Here is a 16,303-nt window from a genome sequence, read left to right as displayed (position 1 = left end):
CGCGGGCCTTTCCTTTTTAAAGCACGTCGGCGGTGATTTTCCGGAATGCATCAGCGAATTCAGCCGGTTGGCTGACGTAACCGATGTGGTGCCCCGGCACGACGGCCAGCTCGCACGGCATGGACTTCGCGATGTAACGGGCGGTTTCCGCGTAGCACGCATCGCCGCTCAGGTCGCCAGCCTGCATCACCACAGGAATGGCGTTCGATTTCAGCAGCCCCAGATCAGGCTTGAAGCTGTTGATGACGCGGAATTCGTGACGCAGGAAACGGTCGTGCGTGCTTTCGGACTGGTCACCCGGTTGGGCCGCAACGCCGAGGCCGACGGTCTCGCTCATGAACAGTTTCATTGCGGGCAGCGCGCCATCGGTGTCAAACGTGTACTTCACCTTGATGAAGAGTTCGCGCCATTCGGTCGCCTGCGGCTCGGGCAGAATTTCGGTCACGGGCGGCTCGTGGACGAGCAATTGTTTCACGATTTCAGGGTGTTGTTCCCCTACGTTCAGAGCAATTACGGCACCGGCGCTGCTGCCAAAGACAATCGCAGGGCCCATGTCCATCGCTTCGATCACTGCCTTCACATCGCGGGTAGCCTGTTTCAGATCCAGCGCAGCACCCGCATCACCTGTGCTTTCGCCAGCCGCGCGGCGATCAAGGCGTACGACGGTAAAGTCATCCTTCAGCGCCATCATCAGCGGCGTGTAGCGGACGCTCTCGCCGTTCGCGCCTGGGATCAGGACAACCAGCGGACCGGAGCCCATTTGCGTGTAGGCGATCTTTGCGCCTTCGTTTTCAACATAGTTCGTCATGTCAGACCTCTTCATTGAGCCAGACGTCAGCGTCCGACCGGATTTTAGTTTCAAGGGAGGAGAAGCGCGTCGGGAACGTCCCTTCGACGGGATAGCCCGCGACCGTCAGCAGATAGGCGAGCGGCGCGTATTCGGCGGGATGCGCGCCCACGATGCTCCAGTCGATATCGACAGGCCCGCGCGGGTAGTCGAAGCTGGAGATGTCGTAGCTGCAATGCCGCTCGACAATGCCCCAGCGCCCGCCGCGCTTTTCCACGCGGTCCAGCATCCGCCCGTGAGACGTCGCCCCGAGGTGCAGCGTATTGTGCTGCCCGACGATCATCGCGGGCGTTTCGACAAAGGCACGATTCCCGCGCTTGGTAATCATCGGCGACCCGATGACGTGGCGGCTCGTCAGATCGCTGGACCCCATCCTGCGCGATCCGGCGACAAACTCCGACGCGGTGCCTTTGAACCAAGTGATTTCGATTGTTGCATCATCATGGAAGAGCGCCGCGAGGTCGTCCCAGCGGCCCAGATCCCGATGCAGCCAGCCGTTCATCAGCTCGCCAATTTCGGTTCTGTCTTCGAGAGTAGTCATTGTGTCATCTCCTTTGATCAGAGATGTAGTGACACCCGGTTCATAAATGATCTGATTGATTAATAGTGATCGCTGATCAGTGAGAACTCATGGACCTCCGACAACTACGCTATTTCCTGACCGTGGCAGACGAATGCCACTTTGGCCGCGCTGCAGAAAAACTGCATATCGCGCAGCCCGCTTTATCAATGCAGATCAAGGCGCTGGAGGAAAACCTCGGCGGTCCGCTGTTCACCCGCACCACGCGGCGTGTCGAGTTGACCGACGCGGGGCGCACGCTGGTGCCCGAAGCGCGGCGCATCTTGTCGATGGTTTCGCACGCGGACGACGTGACCCGAAGCTCTTTGCGCGGCGATATGGGGCAGATCCGCATCGGCTTTGTCGGCAACGCGGTGCTGAGTGGCATCCTTGTCGAGGACCTGCGCGCCTTCCGCAAAGCGCATCCCAAGGTCGAAATTACGCTGGCCGAGGCCGCACCGAAGGCGCTCCGCGACGGCCTTCAATTATCGGAGATCGACGTCGCCTACATGTCCTTCCCCGGCAATGAACCTGAACTTCAGGCGCTGCCGGTGCAGAAATCCACCGTGGTCGCCACGATGTCCGTCGATCACCCGCTGACTGCTATGGACGAGCTGACGATCAAAGACCTCTCGGGCGTGGACCTGCTGCTCTACGGGGCAGAGATGGACGGGATGCTCGAAGGGCTGGGCGCGCACGGTTACACGCCCGCGATGGTGCATAAACTGCCCTCGACGCTCGCCATCATCGCGGCTGCCGCGGCGGGTATGGGCGTTGCGCTGGCGCCTGAGCAGGCCGAACAGCTTGGCGTGCCGGGGTTGGCGTTCAGACCGATCCCCGAACTCAGCAGGCAAGCCTCGCTTTTCATGCTCCACCGCAAACGCGAAACCAAGGGCGCGACGATGGCCTATATCCGCGAAGCGCAGGTCAGACAGAAGGCCGCTAAATAGTTTTCCAATCGCGCGGGGCTGCCCTACATAGGCGGCATGATTGATACGCTTCCGATCCTCTGGTCCTTCCGCCGCTGCCCCTACGCCATGCGCGCCCGCCTTGCTGTGCTCAGTTCCGGTGTTCAGGTCGAGTTGCGGGAAATCCTGCTGCGTGACAAACCCGAGGCCTTTCTCGCGACCTCTCCCTCCGCCACGGTGCCGTGCATGAAGGACGGCGATCAGGTGCTGGACGAGAGCTTTGACATCATGGTCCACGCCCTGCGGCAGCGCGATCCCGAAGGGCTGCTGGACATGCCAGATGATGGCTGGGAGCTGATCCGTACCAACGACGGCCCGTTCAAGGCCGCGCTCGATCACACGAAATATGCTGTGCGCTATCCTGACCTCGACCCGATTGCGGAGCGCGAAAAGGCAGTGCAGCACCTGATGGGTATGAACGACATGCTGGGGGACCAGCAGTGGCTCTATGGCGACCGTCCGACGATTGCGGACCTCGCCACCCTGCCCTTTGTGCGCCAGTTCGCGAACATTGATCGCGAGTGGTTCGACACGCAGGACTGGCCCGCGCTGAAGGCGTGGCTGGTGCGGTTTACGGACAGCGACCGCTTTGCCGCGATCATGCCGAAGTTCACCCCGTGGAAAGAGGGCGACGCGCCCGTTCTGTTCGGCTGAAACGAAAAACCCCGCCGAAGCGGGGCTGATTGGTTACGCCAGTTGCGGCATCCGTTTCCATTGCGCGGGACCGGTTTTGTGGACCGAATTGCCCTCGCTATCAACGGCGACGGTCACGGGCATATCCTCGACCCGCAGCTTGTAGATCGCTTCCATGCCGAGGTCCTGAAACGCGACCGGTTCCGCCTCGCGGATCGCTTTGGACACAAGGTACGCCGCGCCGCCGACCGCAATCAGGTAGACAGCTTTGTGCTTCTTGATCGCTTCGATGGCTTCCGGCCCGCGCTCTGCCTTGCCGATCATGACCTTGAGGCCCGTGTCGGTCAGGATGCGGTCGGTGAATTTGTCCATGCGGGTGGAGGTCGTCGGACCGGCGGGCCCGATGACTTCGTCGCCCACGGCATCGACCGGACCGACGTAGTAGATCGCGCGGCCCTTGAGGTCGACGGGCAGTTCCTCGCCCGCGTCCAGCATCGATACCATCCGTTTGTGCGCCGCGTCACGGCCGGTGTAGAGCGTACCGCTCAGCAGCAGCGTTTCCCCCGGCGTGAGGGTCGCGATGTCCGCGTCGGTCAGCGTGTCGAGGTCGAGGCGGCGCGCACCGGCGCTGGCCTTGTCGAGCAGAATCTCCGGCCAGTCCGACAGGTTCGGCGGGGTCAGACGCGCAGGGCCGCTGCCGTCAAGCGTAAAGTGGACGTGGCGCGTGGCAGCGCAGTTCGGGATCAGACCAACGGGCAAAGACGCCGCGTGGGTCGGGAAGCTGCGCACCTTCACGTCGAGCACAGTGGTCAGACCGCCGAGGCCCTGCGCACCGATTCCCAGCGCGTTAACGCGCTCGTAAATCTCGATCCGCAACTCTTCGGTCTTGTCCTTGGGACCGCGGCGCAGCAGGTCCTGCATGTCCAGCGCGTCGTTCAGCGACTGCTTCGCCATCAGCATCGCGCGGTCGGACGAGCCGCCTACACCGATGCCCAGCACGCCCGGCGGGCACCAACCAGCGCCGAGCGTCTCGACCGTGTTCACCACCCAATCAGCAACGGACGCTGAAGGGTTCAGCACGGTGAACTTGGCTTTGTTCTCGGACCCGCCTCCCTTGGCCGATACGTGGACGGAGACGTTCTCGCCCTCAATCATAGAGATGTGCAGCATCGCAGGCGTATTGTCGCCCGAGTTCTTGCGGGTGCCGAACGGATCGACAACGACCGAGGCACGCAGCGGGTTGGTGTCGGCTGCATAGGCGCGGCGGGTCGCCTCGTCGACGACGTCTTGCAACGGGCGCGACAGTTGAAGCTGCGCCTTGTGGCCGATCTCGATAAAGACGTTGGCCGTGCCGGTGTCCTGACAAATCGGACGCTTGCCTATCGCCGCCATGCGCGAATTGACGAGGATCTGCGCCATCGCGTCCTTCGCGCCCTTGCTTTCCTCGCGGTCGTACGCGGCAGACATCGCGCGGATAAAGTCGCTCGGGTGGTAGTAGGACACGAATTGAAGGGCTTCTGCGATGCTTTCCAGCAGATCATCTTCGCGGATCACGGTCATAGATTTCTCCATCAGTGTGGCGGCAATAATTGCGTACACGCTTGCAACGTGAGCACCCAAAATGTCACGCAAGCATCGGGATAGGTTAGCGAAAACGCCCCGCGCACGGGCCGAGCAAGCGGATTCGTTTCCGCTCTGGCGCGCGCAACCGAGATGGTAACGCCCAAAGGTCTACAAATGAAGGGTAATGGCGGACAGTGAGGGATTCGAACCCTCGAGACGGTTCCCCGCCTACACACTTTCCAGGCGTGCGCCTTCGACCACTCGGCCAACTGTCCGTGCAGCGGGGTTTACCCGCAAGCGGCGCCCATATGCAAGGGGGGCACCGCTGATTTTTCGTATGGTTTTGAGCGGTTAATTCACTCGGTCAGATGGATGGAGACGCGGCGGTTGCGGGCGCCTTTTTTCTCGACCTTGCCAAAGCGCATTTTGCCGATCTCGGCGGTCGATTTCACGTGCGTACCGCCGCAGGGCTGGAGGTCGATCTGGCTGTCGCCGTCGGTGATCCGCACGAGGCGGATTTTGCCCGAACCGCGCGGCGGCTGGACGGACATCGTCTTGACCAGTCCGGGGTTCGCGTCGAGGTCGGCGTCTGTGATCCATTCTTCGGAGATCGTCAGGTCGCGGGAGATGAGGTCGTTCAGGCGCTCTTCGAGCAGTTCCTTGTCCTCAGGCGCGTCGGGCATGTCGAAGTCGAGGCGCCCCTTCTCCGCACCGATCTGGCCGCCGGTGACGGGCAGCGGGATCACGACCGACAGGAGGTGCAGCGCGGTGTGAACGCGCATGTGGCGGTGGCGGCGGTCCCAGTCGAGCGTCTGGGTGACTTCGGTGCCGACTTCGGGGAGCGTTTCACCGTCCGCAGGGACCAGCACGACGGTTTCGCCCTCGGCCTTCACGGCGGTGGCGATTTTGCACGACCCACCCTCCCACGTCAGTTCGCCGCTATCGCCGGGTTGGCCGCCGGAGGTGGGGTAATAGAGCGCACGATCCAGAACCACGCCGCCTTGGTCGGTCAGTTCAACCACCGTGCCGGTGGCTTCGCGCATGTAGGCGTCTTCGCGGAAAAGGAGTTCGGTCATGAAATTTCATCCCCCTCATTATCGTTATCGTCGTCTTTTTTATCGGGTACATCAGGCGCAATCGGCTCTTGCGGCGGCTCGGATGTGACCGCCTTCTGCTCTGCCGCTTGCGACTTGATCTCTGTCTGCTCGGCCTCGCTAGGTTGCGACCGCGCCATTTCGCGAAGCGCTTCGGGATTGCGGAGCCACAGATCGCGCTGCGCGAACGGGATCTCGATGCCCTCTTCCGAGAAGCGGCGGTTGATCTCGTGGTTCATCTCGGACTGCACTTGGAAAATGAAGTGGATGTCGCGGATGATCGCGCGGATATCGAAGTCGAGGCTGTCCGCACCGAAACCGCGGAAATAAACGTTCGGCGGCGGGTTCAGCAGCACCATCGGGTGCGCCTCGGCCACTTCGCGCAGGATTTCCTCCACGCGGTGACTGTCGGTACCGTAGGCCACGCCCACAGGCACGATGACACGGCCAACGGAATTGCCGCGGGTCCAGTTGGTCACCTGCCCCGACACGAGGTCGGCGTTGGGGATGATGACGTCCTTGCGGTCAAAGGTTTCGATACGGGTCGAGCGGACAGAGATGCTCCGAACGTGGCCCATCTGGTCGCCCACCTGAATCCAGTCGCCTTCGGAAATCGGGCGCTCGATCAGCAGGATGATGCCCGACACGAAGTTCGATACGATGGTCTGAAGGCCGAAACCGACACCGACCGACAGCGCACCAGCCACGATGGCGAGGCTGGAGAGGTCGATGCCCGCCATGGTGATCGCGATGACCGCCGCGAGGAAAATACCGAGGTAGCCGATGCCCGACACAGCAGCGTTCTGCCCGCCGATATCAAGGCGGGTTTTAGGCAGAACGGTCGAGCGAAGCGTGCTCTGGATGAACCGCGTGATGCTGTAGCCGATGGCGAACACGGCGGCGAAGGTCACGAAATCTCCGGGAGAGATGCGCGTCTCGCCGATGATAAAGCCTTCGCGGAAACGGCTCCACAGCTCCAGTAGATCGGCTTCGCGCACGCCCCACATCAGGGCGAGGATCGGCAGCGAAACCACGATCAGCAGGAAGGCCGAAATCACCGGCATCAGCGCATCTGCGGCGCTATCGGGCGAGCCGGTCCAGACGATGTAGAGGTCGATAATCAGGCGCTGGATCAGCATGATGACAGCCAGCACCGACAGGGTCCGCACAGCAGGGTAAAGCAGCGCACGCGCGCCAACATCATAGCCCGCCAGCGCCAGCAACGCGCCGACGACAGCGATCACCATCGCGATACGGCCCGCCACGGCGAAGAAGCGGTAGCGGTAGACCTCTTTGTTTTCTTCCTTTTTCGAGGTGCGGAACAGGAGGCGGCCGAACTGATAGAGGAAGAACGCAAGCAGTAGCTCGATCGGCAGCAGCACGACGCCCGCAATGGTGTCGGGCTCGTCCGTGACGGTGACAAGGCGGGTCAGCAGGTAGCCGATGGTCAGCAGCCAGCCGAGGCTCCAGACAATGCGGCGGGCACGTCTGTGTTCCTCTCCCGGGGTGCCGAGGAGCGAGTCCTTTTCGGTGTCCTCGGGGAAGAATTGGAACGAAATCCACTTGGCGATGATGACGTGGAGCGAGGCATAGGGCAGCGCCTCGACCAGCAATTGCCCCCTGAACCCGAGCAGCCCCGACACATTGGCAGCCGTGGTGATGATCCACACACCCAGCAGCGGCAGCAGGATCTGACCGAGCGAGATGATGAATTGCAGCGCGTCAGCCCATGTGCCCGCACCCTTGATCACCCTGTCCTGCATACTGATGATCCAGCTGCGCCCCCGCGCGATCAGCACGGTGCCGACCACGAACATCAGGGCGGCCTGAATGAAGCTTTCCCAGATGCGACCGGAGCTGAAACGGCTAATGATACGAGCGTTGGTCTCGCTCGCGATGCTGGTGACGGCGTTCCACATGGCGGTCGCGCCATCGACCCAGTGCACAGGATTGAGCGGCAGCGGGCCGCGTTCGATCAGGTGCTGGGTCTGGCGTTCGCGGATCACGGCGTCGATTTCTGCCACAAGGCCATTGGCGCGGACGAAGGCTTCCTGCGCCAGAACGGCGGGCGCCATCAGCGTCTCAAGCTGCGTGTTCAGCGTCGTGCGGCGGTCGGCGATCGCCTGCGGCTCGCTCTCGCCGTCGGCCGGCTTTTCACCGAGCGCGGAAATCTGAGCTTTGACGGTGTCGATGCGGGTGGAGTTGGTCGACTCCGCCTCAAGCAGGTCATCGCGCCAGTTGACGATTTCGGACCGCAGACGGTCGAGCGCAAAGCTGGACACGGTCTCGTTCGCCAGTCCCTGCTCTGCCCTGACCGCAACGCGTTCCCACGCCTCGTAGTCGGGACCGGTTTCGGCAGAGAGCTGCTCGATCGCGGGCTGGGCGGAAGTGTCGATGGGCACGGGTTCGTCCTCGGCTGCGACGTCTTCGCCGCCGTCCGAAGAGCTGTCCGAACTTTCGCCGCTACTGTCACCCTCAGCGCTCTGCGTATCGGTGTTGGTCAGTCCATCAAGCGCCGAGGTCGCCATATCGGCCAGCGAGCCGGTTCCGTCCTGCGCATACGAAAAGGCTGGCAGCAGGGTAAATACCACTGCTACCAGCCAGAAAAACTTGCGAATAGAGGTCATTAGTCCTCGAAGACTCCAGGGATCGACGACGGGCCTTGCTCGATCCAACCCGGAACCGGAAGGCCCTTGGCCTTGAGGAATTCGGGGTTGAACAGCTTGGATTGGTAGCGGGTGCCGTAGTCACACAGGATGGTGACGATGGTGTGGCCCGGACCCATTTCCTTGGCCATGCGGATCGCACCGGCAACGTTGACGCCCGACGAACCACCAAGGCAGATGCCTTCGTTTTCAAGAAGGTCGAACACAACCGGCAGCGCTTCGCTGTCCGAGATGTTGTAGCTGTAATCGGGGGTGAAGCCTTCGAGGTTGGCGGTGATACGCGCCTGCCCGATGCCTTCGGTGATCGAGTCGCCCGACGATTTCAGCTCGCCCGTGGTGTAGTACGAATGCAGCGCAGCGCCGTCCGGATCGGCCAGACCGATCTTCACGCCCTTGGGCTGGAGCGCCATGCCGACACCCGCGAGCGTACCGCCCGAGCCGACCGCACAGATGAAGCCGTCAACCTTGCCGCCGGTCTGTTCCCAGATTTCGGGGCCGGTGGTTTCGATGTGGGCCTGACGGTTTGCGACGTTGTCGAACTGGTTGGCCCAGATCACGCCGTTTGGATCGGTCTTCGCCAGTTCTTCGGCCAGACGGCCAGAGTAGCGGACGTAGTTGTTCGGATTGCGATACGGAGCCGCCGGAACCTGCACCAATTCGGCGCCCGCCAGACGGATCATGTCCTTCTTTTCCTGAGACTGGGTCTCGGGAATGACGATGACGGTCTTGAAGCCCATCGACGCACCGACCAGCGCGAGGCCGATACCGGTGTTACCGGCGGTGCCTTCGACGATCGTGCCGCCGGGCTTAAGTTCGCCGCGTTCGATGGCGTCCTTGATGATGTAGAGAGCAGCGCGGTCCTTGACCGACTGGCCGGGGTTCATGAACTCGGCCTTGCCCAGAATGGTACAGCCCGTCGCCTCGGACGCGGCACGAAGCTTGATGAGCGGCGTGTTACCGATAGCTGCGGCGAGGTCTGGTTTGATCTGCATTCGAGGGCCTTTCTTGCTTTCCTCTTGTGTAGGTCTGCTGAGGTGGGAACTCAAGCCGATGTCCGCAAGCTCTCGCGCTTTCTTGCGACCCAGTTGAGCATCGCGATGAAAGGCAGAACCGTAATCTCGCCGCTGTCGACGAGGTCCAGCGCATCGTCCAGTTGAATGGTGTGCACGCGGATGTCCTCCTGTTCCTCCTCGAGACCGCCTGTGTAGCTGTCACGTTCTGGAAGATCAGTTAGTGCGACAAAACAATAATGGTACTCCGAAGCGTTACCGGGGCTCGGATATCCACCGAAAAGGGTGATGACCTTGTCCAGCTTGAGGCCCGCCTCTTCCTCGGCCTCGCGCACGGCGGCCTCCAGCGGGGTTTCGCCCGCGTCGACCATGCCCGCGATCGGCTCCAGCATCCACGGGTTACGGTCCCCGCGCAGGAGCGGCCCGACGCGCATCTGTTCGACCATCATCACGCGGTCGGTCTTGGGATCATACGGTAGAATGAGCGAGGCATCGGCACCGTGAAACCCTTCGCGTGGCATTTTCGGAGACATGCCGCCGGTGAAGGTGTCGTGTTGGACCTGCATCTCACGGTACTTGAAGAAATTCCCGTAAAATCCTGACGTGACTACGATTTCTGCGTGACCTGCCTCGCGGCGCACCCTGGCCGTGCCGTCGTTGTGTACGGCGCGGTAGCGGCAGAAAGCGCGGTGGCGGATGCGGTCCCACCAGCGCTTCAGTTCATCAGGCGAAAGCGGCGGATTGTTCGCCGCGATCTCTTCGGCGGCGTAGCGGCTGACTTCGCCATGCTCACGTTGCCAGATCGTCAGGTCCCACACGTCGCCCGTCACCGAACCTTCGGGCGGCATGTAGACGGTCGCCGCCTGCCCGTTCACTTCGCGCGTGACCTTGTCGTAGCCGAACGGCACCTCGTAGGCGTCGAGCGCATCGGACTCCGCATCGCTCAGCCCCGTGAGCAGCAGCCCTTTGGCCTCTGCTCCGGCGCGTTCTACAAGCACAGGAAGGCCGGTGCCTTTTTCAACCAAAACGATATGATCAGGCAGAACCGCAGGCTCGAATGTGATCGGCCCACGGCAAAGGGTTTCGCGAAGCGCCTGATCGCGCAGCGTTCCATAAACAAAAATAGCAGTCATCAATCGACGTATTTGGCCACGAATTGAGAAAGAAGTCCTGCGGCCAATGCTCCTACCGCGAACATACCCAGCGTGCTCGGCTGCGCAATGACAACCAGCACATCAAGGCCAAGGTCGACAATGCTCACCACCGCTTCGAGCACATTGTCATAGCGCATCTGTAGCGCCAGATCGATCATGCGGATAAAGCCGTTGGCCAGAAGCGCGAAGACGAGGCAGAGAATACCGCCCGAAATGCCGTTACTGAGGCCGCCAGCAAGAAAAGTCGGCATACGGCGTCCCAGCACCGTCCAGCCGATGATCACACCACAAAGCACGTTGACCTCGAAATAGAACGGAAGTCGCATATACCCGTGTAGAAGCGGCGCAGTCGGGATCGAAATAGCTCCCATCACTGCGCCGAGGCACAAAGCTCCCGCTAAACGGGATAAAGTCAGATACATTAAGTTAAGCCGGTTTAGAAACCGTGATCTGCGTCACGTCGCAGTTCCCACCGTGGAACGTTCCGGCGCACGAGGCAAGATAAAGGTTCCACATACGCTTAAAACGTTCATCAAATCCTAGTGCTGCGATATCGTCCCACTTGGCGTTGAAGGTGTCATACCAGCGGCGCAGCGTGACGGAATAGCTCTCGCCGAACTCGATGGATTTGTCGACGTTGAGGCCCGATTTTTCAACCTCTTGGCGAAGCACGGTCGGCCCCGGAAGCATACCGCCGGGGAAGATGTATTTCTGGATGAAGTCGACGCTCTTGCGGTAGATCTCGAAGCGGCGGTCCTGCACGGTGATGATCTGGAGGGTCGCCTTACCACCGGGGCGGAGGCACTCGCGGATCTTGCCGAAATAGACGGGCCAGTATTTCTCGCCCACGGCCTCGAACATCTCGATCGAAGCGATGCCGTCGTACTTGCCCTTTTCGTCGCGGTAGTCCTGAAGGCGCAGCTCCACCATGTCGGAAAGACCTGCCTTTTCAATACGTTCCTGCGCGTACTTTAACTGCTCCTGACTGATGGTCAGGCCGGTCACCTTAAGACCGCGTTCCTTCGCTGCGTACTCGGCAAAGCCGCCCCAGCCGCAGCCGATTTCCAGCACGTGATCGCCCGCTTTCACGCCCATCTGGTCGATCATGGAGGCGTACTTTTGCTCCTGTGCCTTCTCCAGATCCTCCTGTCCGGTGAGGTACAGCGCGGACGAATAGGTCATACTGTCATCTAGCCAGATCGAGTAGAAATCGTTGCCCAGATCGTAGTGATAGCTGATGTTCTTGCGCGCTTGCGTCTTGGTATTCGACTGGAGCCAGAAGCGCATCCGCTCGTACATCCGCACCAGCGCCTGACCCGGGAATCCGTCGAAAATCTCGTCGGCTTCGTCCTGGATCAAATCCATGAACGTCATCAGATCGGGCGTCGACCACCAGCCGTCCATATAGGCTTCGCAGAAGCCAAGATCGCCTTCGCGGATGAGGCGGCTGAACAAATCCTTGTTGTGGATGTTCAATTCGGCCACGAATCCGGGCTCTTTGCCTTCGGCGCGGAACACCCGCCCGTCGGGCAGAGTGATGTCCACGCGGCCCCGCTTCATGGTGGAAACGACGTCGAACACCTGCGGGAAATAGCGCGGAAGATCCGACTGCCCCTTTGTCGAAGTCAAAATCATCGAAATCCCCTCGTCCAATCAATTTGAGATTAGCGGTTTGGACACACTTGTCACGCAAACCGCAAAAAATGGTTACAGAAAATCAGTCTTTGTAGCCTTGGTAGGCTTCGAGCGCCCGCTGACGACCTTCGTCGAGGTCGATGATCCGGCCCGGGTACGCATCATCCGCCGACATGTTCCAGCGTTCGGGGATGGCATCGAAGTATTGCAGCGCCTCCTTGGCGGGGTTGCTGCGACCCTCGGCGATCCACGTGTCGCGGTAGGTGCCGTTCTCGTCGAACTTGTCACATTGGGTCGCGGGGTTGTAGATGCGGAAATACGGCGCTGCGTCGGGGCCCGATCCTGCGGTCCACTGCCATCCGAGTGCGTTCGACGCAGGGTCCCAGTCGGTCAGGCAATCCTCGAACCAGCGCATTCCGACGTCCCAGTGGGTCATCAGGTGCTTGGTCAGGTAGGACGCGACGATCATGCGCGAGCGGTTGTGCATCGTGCCTGTCACGTACATCTCGCGCATAGCGGCGTCGACGAAGGGCTCGCCGGTGCGGCCCTGTTTCCACGCCTTCACCTCTTTCTTGCGCTCATCGGTATTCCAAGGGAAGTCGTTCCACTTCTCGCGCCAGTTATCGTTGGTGATGTGCGGCGTGTGGTAAATCAGGTGATACGCAAACTCGCGCCAGACCAGTTCCTTGAGGAAATGCTCGGCCCCCGCCTTGCCTTCGTCGCGAGCGCGCTGGCCGGCGTACCAGATGGAAAGCGGAGCAATCTCGCCGTAGGTGAGGTTTTCCGACAGCCGCGAACCTGCGTCGATGGCGGGATAATCGCGCTCTTCTTTGTATGTCTCGATCCGGTGCGCGGTGAAGGACGACAGGCGGCTGCGGGCAGAGGTTTCTCCGACGACCTGATAGGATTTGACGATATCAGCGCCGCGGCGCATGTCCACGTCCATGTTCCAGTCGTCCAGCTTGTCGGACTTCGGCCAACTATCGGGCGCGGGGATGTTCGACGGCGCCGACAGCTGCGAGGGCAGTTCGCGCCCCTTCACCGCGTTCCACATCGGCGTGTAGACCTTGTAGAACCCGCCGTCCTTTGTCTCCACCGTCCACGGCTCGAACAGCAGGTGGCCGGAGTGGCTTTCGGCCTCGATATCCATGTCCTTGAGCGCCGACTTTACGTCAGTATCGCGCTCGCGGCAGGCCGGATCGTAGAGGCGCGACCAGTGGACGACCCCCGCTCCGGTTTCCTTGATCAGGTCTTTGAGAACCTCCAGCGCGTTCCCTTTGCGCAGGATCAGCTTGCTGCCCTTCTCCTCCAGCGATTTCGCCAGCGCCTCGATCGACATGCCCCAGCGCATCCGTGCGGCGGCGCCCGTGGTTTCGACAATCTCGTCATGGATAAAAACCGGAATGACGGGGCCACCCGAATTGCAGGCGGCGGTCAGTGCGGGATGGTCGGAAAGGCGCAGATCGCGGCGGAACCACATAAGTACGGGGCGGTTGTCGGACATAAGGTCTCCGGTCGAAGGGATACCGCACAATTTGTGGCGCAGCGGGGTTTTGACAAGAATACGCACGACCCGACGCCTTGGATCGGCCAAGAACTTAAATTTCCACAATTTTCTTTTGCCGCTCACCCCTTGAGCGTCACCCCTCCGTCCACTATATCTGTCCTGTCGCTTCGGCGACTATGGACATAAACGCGCTCGTAATAAGCGGATCGGACCCGGGGGCGGTACCCGGCGGCTCCACCATACATCCTTCATTTGGGGATCATGGGGCCGAAATAGGATCGACGAACGTCTAAAGGGGTTTGCTTTGTCTCGGTGAGATACCACCGTTATCGGTTCAAACAGTATAGTTGCAAATGACAACCGTGCTCCGGTAGCTCTCGCTGCGTAAGCAGTGCGAAACACCGAAAATTAAGCCCTTGCGCCTAGCAGCGTAAGGCGGGGTTCGGAGGTACCTGGCAACAGAAACCTCCACTTCCTCCTCCCTTTATAGAACGCCCCATATCCGCAAATGCGGTTGCAGTGCGCGTGACATTCGGCATATTCGCCGCGACGGGCTTTTGGGCTTTGTGAGGTTTCACTTTCCTCCCATTCCGAATCCCGTATGCTGGAAGAAAGACAAGCCGAAAGGACAGACCGTGAGCCGCTCTATCGACTACGGAAACCTCATGCACGACGCGATGCGTGGCCTCATCCAGAAGGTCCTCACCCGCGTTTCCCAAGAGGGTCTGCCCGGCAAGCACCACTTCTTCATCACCTTCGACACGCAGCACCCCGACGCCGAACTGGCCGACTGGCTTTCGGACCGTTATCCAGGCGAAATGACCATCGTGCTCGAACACTGGTTCGACGGTCTTGAGGTCACGGACGAAGGGTTCTCTGTCATCCTGAACTTCGGTGACAAGCCCGAGCCGCTCTACATCCCCTACGACGCGATCCGCACATTCGTGGACCCATCGGTGGAGTTCGGCCTGCGCTTTGAAACGCACACCGACGAAGGCGATGACGACGACGATGATGACGACGAAGCGCCGATGGAAATCGTCGAGGACGACGAGGACGAGCCGCGCAAGGAAGCCGAGATCGTCTCGCTCGACAAGTTCCGCAAATAAGCGTCTGAACCCACTCGTTTGTTAGCGTTAAAGCGCGGTATCCCACGGTATACCGTATTGCTTTCGGTTGGGTATGGAGTATGACAGGGCAACCCTTTGTTGAGGAGAGCCCTATGACCGCTACCCGCACCGAAACCGACAGCTTCGGCCCGCTCGAAGTTCCTGCCGACAAGTACTGGGGTGCACAGACCCAGCGTTCCATCATCAACTTCCCCATCGGCTGGGAAAAGCAGCCCGTGCCGATTATCCGCGCGCTTGGCGTGGTGAAAAAAGCCTGCGCAATGGCGAACAAGGAACTCGGCACCATGGACGCCGAGATCGCTGACGCCATCATCGCCGCCGCTGGCGAAGTCATCGACGGCAAGTTCGACGACAACTTCCCGCTGGTCGTCTGGCAGACCGGCTCGGGCACCCAGTCGAACATGAACGCGAACGAGGTCATCTCGAACCGCGCTATCGAAATGCTCGGCGGCGAAATGGGTTCGAAAAAGCCCGTCCACCCGAACGATCACTGCAACATGGGCCAGTCGTCCAACGACACCTTCCCGACCGCCATGCACGTCGGCATCGCCATGCAGGCGCGTGACGTCCTGCTGCCCGGTCTGCGCAAACTGCTTGCCGCTCTCGAAGCCAAGCAGGAAGAGTTCAAGGACATCATCAAGATCGGCCGCACCCACACGCAGGACGCCACCCCGCTCACGCTGGGTCAAGAGTTCTCGGGCTACGCGCATCAGGTCCGCAAGGGCATCGAGCGCGTCGAGGCCTGCCTTGGTGACATCTACGAACTGGCGCAGGGCGGCACCGCTGTCGGCACCGGTTTGAACACCAAAAAAGGCTGGGCCGAGATGGTCGCCGGCAACATGGCCGAAATCACCGGCCTCCCCTTCGTCACCGCGCCGAACAAGTTCGAAGCACTGGCCGCACACGACGCGATGGTCATGCTCTCGGGCGCGCTGAAGACCGTTGCGGCCTCGCTGTTCAAGATCGCCAACGACATGCGTCTGCTGGGTTCGGGCCCGCGTTCGGGTCTGGGCGAGCTGATCCTGCCGGAAAACGAACCGGGTTCGTCGATCATGCCGGGTAAAGTGAACCCGACCCAGGCCGAAGCACTGACCATGGTCTGCGCGCACGTTATGGGCAACGACGCAGCCGTCGGCTTCGCAGGCTCGCAGGGCCACTTCGAACTGAACGTCTACAACCCGATGATGTCCTACAACGTGCTGCAATCCATGCAGCTCTTGGGCGACTCGGCTTCGGCCTTCACCGACAACATGGTCGTCGGCACGCAAGCCAACACCGCCCGCATCGAAAAGCTGATGAAAGAGTCGCTGATGCTGGTCACCGCGCTGGCCCCGACCATCGGCTACGACAACGCCACCAAGGTCGCCAAAACCGCGCACAAGAACGGCACCACCCTGCGCGAGGAAGCCATCGCGCTCGGCTTTGTCGACGGCGAAACTTTCGACCGCATCGTACGCCCCGAAGACATGGTCGGCCCGAAGGACTGATCGCGTCTGTGAGAAAATGCAAAGGCCGCCCCGCAACGGGCGGCCTTTTT

14 protein-coding genes, 1 tRNA gene and 1 other RNA gene are annotated in these 16,303 nt (G+C 61.0%); 5 read left to right on the top strand and 11 right to left on the bottom strand.

Going from position 1 to position 16,303, the window contains the following annotated elements; translation table 11 throughout:
* Positions 1-16 precede the first annotated feature (16 nt).
* Complete coding sequence (locus HCZ30_RS10250; protein WP_217703046.1) at positions 17-808, bottom strand: alpha/beta fold hydrolase; 792 nt, start codon at positions 806-808, stop codon at positions 17-19.
* Position 809: 1 nt separating this feature from the next.
* Positions 810-1,388 carry a nuclear transport factor 2 family protein gene (locus tag HCZ30_RS10245; protein WP_167638196.1) on the bottom strand — a complete coding sequence of 193 codons (579 nt, stop codon included), beginning with the start codon at positions 1,386-1,388 and terminating at the stop codon, positions 810-812.
* Between the two features lie 89 nt (positions 1,389-1,477).
* Here HCZ30_RS10245 and HCZ30_RS10240 point away from each other — a divergent pair, with 89 nt between their 5' ends.
* Positions 1,478-2,356 (top strand): LysR substrate-binding domain-containing protein, encoded by an 879-nt coding sequence (locus tag HCZ30_RS10240; RefSeq protein WP_167638195.1) that lies wholly within the window; start codon positions 1,478-1,480, stop codon positions 2,354-2,356.
* Between the two features lie 36 nt (positions 2,357-2,392).
* Positions 2,393-3,028 carry a glutathione S-transferase gene (locus tag HCZ30_RS10235; protein WP_167638194.1) on the top strand — a complete coding sequence of 212 codons (636 nt, stop codon included), beginning with the start codon at positions 2,393-2,395 and terminating at the stop codon, positions 3,026-3,028.
* A 33-nt stretch (positions 3,029-3,061) separates the two neighbouring features.
* Here HCZ30_RS10235 and HCZ30_RS10230 read toward each other — a convergent pair whose 3' ends face one another.
* From HCZ30_RS10230 to HCZ30_RS10190, 9 genes are all read right to left on the bottom strand, one after another.
* Positions 3,062-4,567 carry a fumarate hydratase gene (locus tag HCZ30_RS10230; RefSeq protein ID WP_167638193.1) on the bottom strand — a complete coding sequence of 502 codons (1,506 nt, stop codon included), beginning with the start codon at positions 4,565-4,567 and terminating at the stop codon, positions 3,062-3,064.
* Between the two features lie 188 nt (positions 4,568-4,755).
* Positions 4,756-4,845: transfer RNA gene (locus tag HCZ30_RS10225), tRNA-Ser, on the bottom strand.
* An 81-nt stretch (positions 4,846-4,926) separates the two neighbouring features.
* Positions 4,927-5,646 (bottom strand): alanyl-tRNA editing protein, encoded by a 720-nt coding sequence (locus tag HCZ30_RS10220; protein ID WP_167638192.1) that lies wholly within the window; start codon positions 5,644-5,646, stop codon positions 4,927-4,929.
* Positions 5,643-8,291: a DUF3772 domain-containing protein gene (locus tag HCZ30_RS10215; protein ID WP_246212747.1), complete on the bottom strand. Its 2,649-nt coding sequence runs from the start codon at positions 8,289-8,291 to the stop codon at positions 5,643-5,645. The genes HCZ30_RS10220 and HCZ30_RS10215 overlap by 4 nt, the downstream gene beginning before the upstream one ends.
* Positions 8,291-9,322, bottom strand: a complete 1,032-nt coding sequence (locus HCZ30_RS10210; RefSeq protein ID WP_167638191.1) for a cysteine synthase A — start codon at positions 9,320-9,322, stop codon at positions 8,291-8,293. Before HCZ30_RS10210 ends, HCZ30_RS10215 begins: the two co-directional genes overlap by 1 nt.
* Positions 9,323-9,372: 50 nt before the next feature.
* Positions 9,373-10,473: an NUDIX domain-containing protein gene (locus tag HCZ30_RS10205; protein ID WP_167638190.1), complete on the bottom strand. Its 1,101-nt coding sequence runs from the start codon at positions 10,471-10,473 to the stop codon at positions 9,373-9,375.
* Entirely contained in the window at positions 10,473-10,916 is a 444-nt protein-coding gene (locus HCZ30_RS10200) for a TrgA family protein (protein WP_281352627.1), read from the bottom strand. The genes HCZ30_RS10205 and HCZ30_RS10200 overlap by 1 nt, the downstream gene beginning before the upstream one ends.
* A 4-nt stretch (positions 10,917-10,920) precedes the next feature.
* Positions 10,921-12,129: an SAM-dependent methyltransferase gene (locus HCZ30_RS10195; RefSeq protein ID WP_167638188.1), complete on the bottom strand. Its 1,209-nt coding sequence runs from the start codon at positions 12,127-12,129 to the stop codon at positions 10,921-10,923.
* An 82-nt stretch (positions 12,130-12,211) separates the two neighbouring features.
* Positions 12,212-13,633 (bottom strand): cryptochrome/photolyase family protein, encoded by a 1,422-nt coding sequence (locus HCZ30_RS10190; RefSeq protein WP_167638187.1) that lies wholly within the window; start codon positions 13,631-13,633, stop codon positions 12,212-12,214.
* A 125-nt stretch (positions 13,634-13,758) separates the two neighbouring features.
* Here HCZ30_RS10190 and ssrA point away from each other — a divergent pair.
* The 3 genes from ssrA (at position 13,759) to fumC (ending at position 16,253) form a co-directional block, all read left to right on the top strand.
* Positions 13,759-14,109: a transfer-messenger RNA gene (gene ssrA / locus HCZ30_RS10185) on the top strand.
* Positions 14,110-14,271: 162 nt separating this feature from the next.
* The gene (locus tag HCZ30_RS10180) at positions 14,272-14,745 is read left to right on the top strand and encodes a ClpXP protease specificity-enhancing factor SspB (RefSeq protein ID WP_167638186.1); all 474 of its coding nucleotides are present in this window, start codon (positions 14,272-14,274) and stop codon (positions 14,743-14,745) included.
* A 113-nt stretch (positions 14,746-14,858) separates the two neighbouring features.
* Positions 14,859-16,253 carry a class II fumarate hydratase gene (fumC, locus tag HCZ30_RS10175; protein WP_167638185.1) on the top strand — a complete coding sequence of 465 codons (1,395 nt, stop codon included), beginning with the start codon at positions 14,859-14,861 and terminating at the stop codon, positions 16,251-16,253.
* Positions 16,254-16,303: the final 50 nt, after the last annotated feature.

This window comes from Marivivens donghaensis (assembly GCF_011806565.1).
Taxonomy (GTDB): Bacteria; Pseudomonadota; Alphaproteobacteria; order Rhodobacterales; family Rhodobacteraceae; genus Marivivens; species Marivivens donghaensis_A.
The sequence above is the reverse complement of the archived record's forward strand: the minus strand, read 5'-3'. Positions and strand labels throughout refer to the sequence as shown.

Bases quoted from the DNA above. Each gene is read 5' to 3' on its own strand.
- HCZ30_RS10250 (WP_217703046.1), bottom strand. From the start codon at position 808: ATGACGAACTATGTTGAAAACGAAGGCGCAAAGATCGCCTACACGCAA.
- HCZ30_RS10245 (WP_167638196.1), bottom strand. From the start codon at position 1,388: ATGACTACTCTCGAAGACAGAACCGAAATTGGCGAGCTGATGAACGGC.
- HCZ30_RS10240 (WP_167638195.1), top strand. From the start codon at position 1,478: ATGGACCTCCGACAACTACGCTATTTCCTGACCGTGGCAGACGAATGC.
- HCZ30_RS10235 (WP_167638194.1), top strand. From the start codon at position 2,393: ATGATTGATACGCTTCCGATCCTCTGGTCCTTCCGCCGCTGCCCCTAC.
- HCZ30_RS10230 (WP_167638193.1), bottom strand. From the start codon at position 4,567: ATGACCGTGATCCGCGAAGATGATCTGCTGGAAAGCATCGCAGAAGCC.
- HCZ30_RS10220 (WP_167638192.1), bottom strand. From the start codon at position 5,646: ATGACCGAACTCCTTTTCCGCGAAGACGCCTACATGCGCGAAGCCACC.
- HCZ30_RS10215 (WP_246212747.1), bottom strand. From the start codon at position 8,291: ATGACCTCTATTCGCAAGTTTTTCTGGCTGGTAGCAGTGGTATTTACC.
- HCZ30_RS10210 (WP_167638191.1), bottom strand. From the start codon at position 9,322: ATGCAGATCAAACCAGACCTCGCCGCAGCTATCGGTAACACGCCGCTC.
- HCZ30_RS10205 (WP_167638190.1), bottom strand. From the start codon at position 10,473: ATGACTGCTATTTTTGTTTATGGAACGCTGCGCGATCAGGCGCTTCGC.
- HCZ30_RS10200 (WP_281352627.1), bottom strand. From the start codon at position 10,916: ATGTATCTGACTTTATCCCGTTTAGCGGGAGCTTTGTGCCTCGGCGCA.
- HCZ30_RS10195 (WP_167638188.1), bottom strand. From the start codon at position 12,129: ATGATTTTGACTTCGACAAAGGGGCAGTCGGATCTTCCGCGCTATTTC.
- HCZ30_RS10190 (WP_167638187.1), bottom strand. From the start codon at position 13,633: ATGTCCGACAACCGCCCCGTACTTATGTGGTTCCGCCGCGATCTGCGC.
- fumC (WP_167638185.1), top strand. From the start codon at position 14,859: ATGACCGCTACCCGCACCGAAACCGACAGCTTCGGCCCGCTCGAAGTT.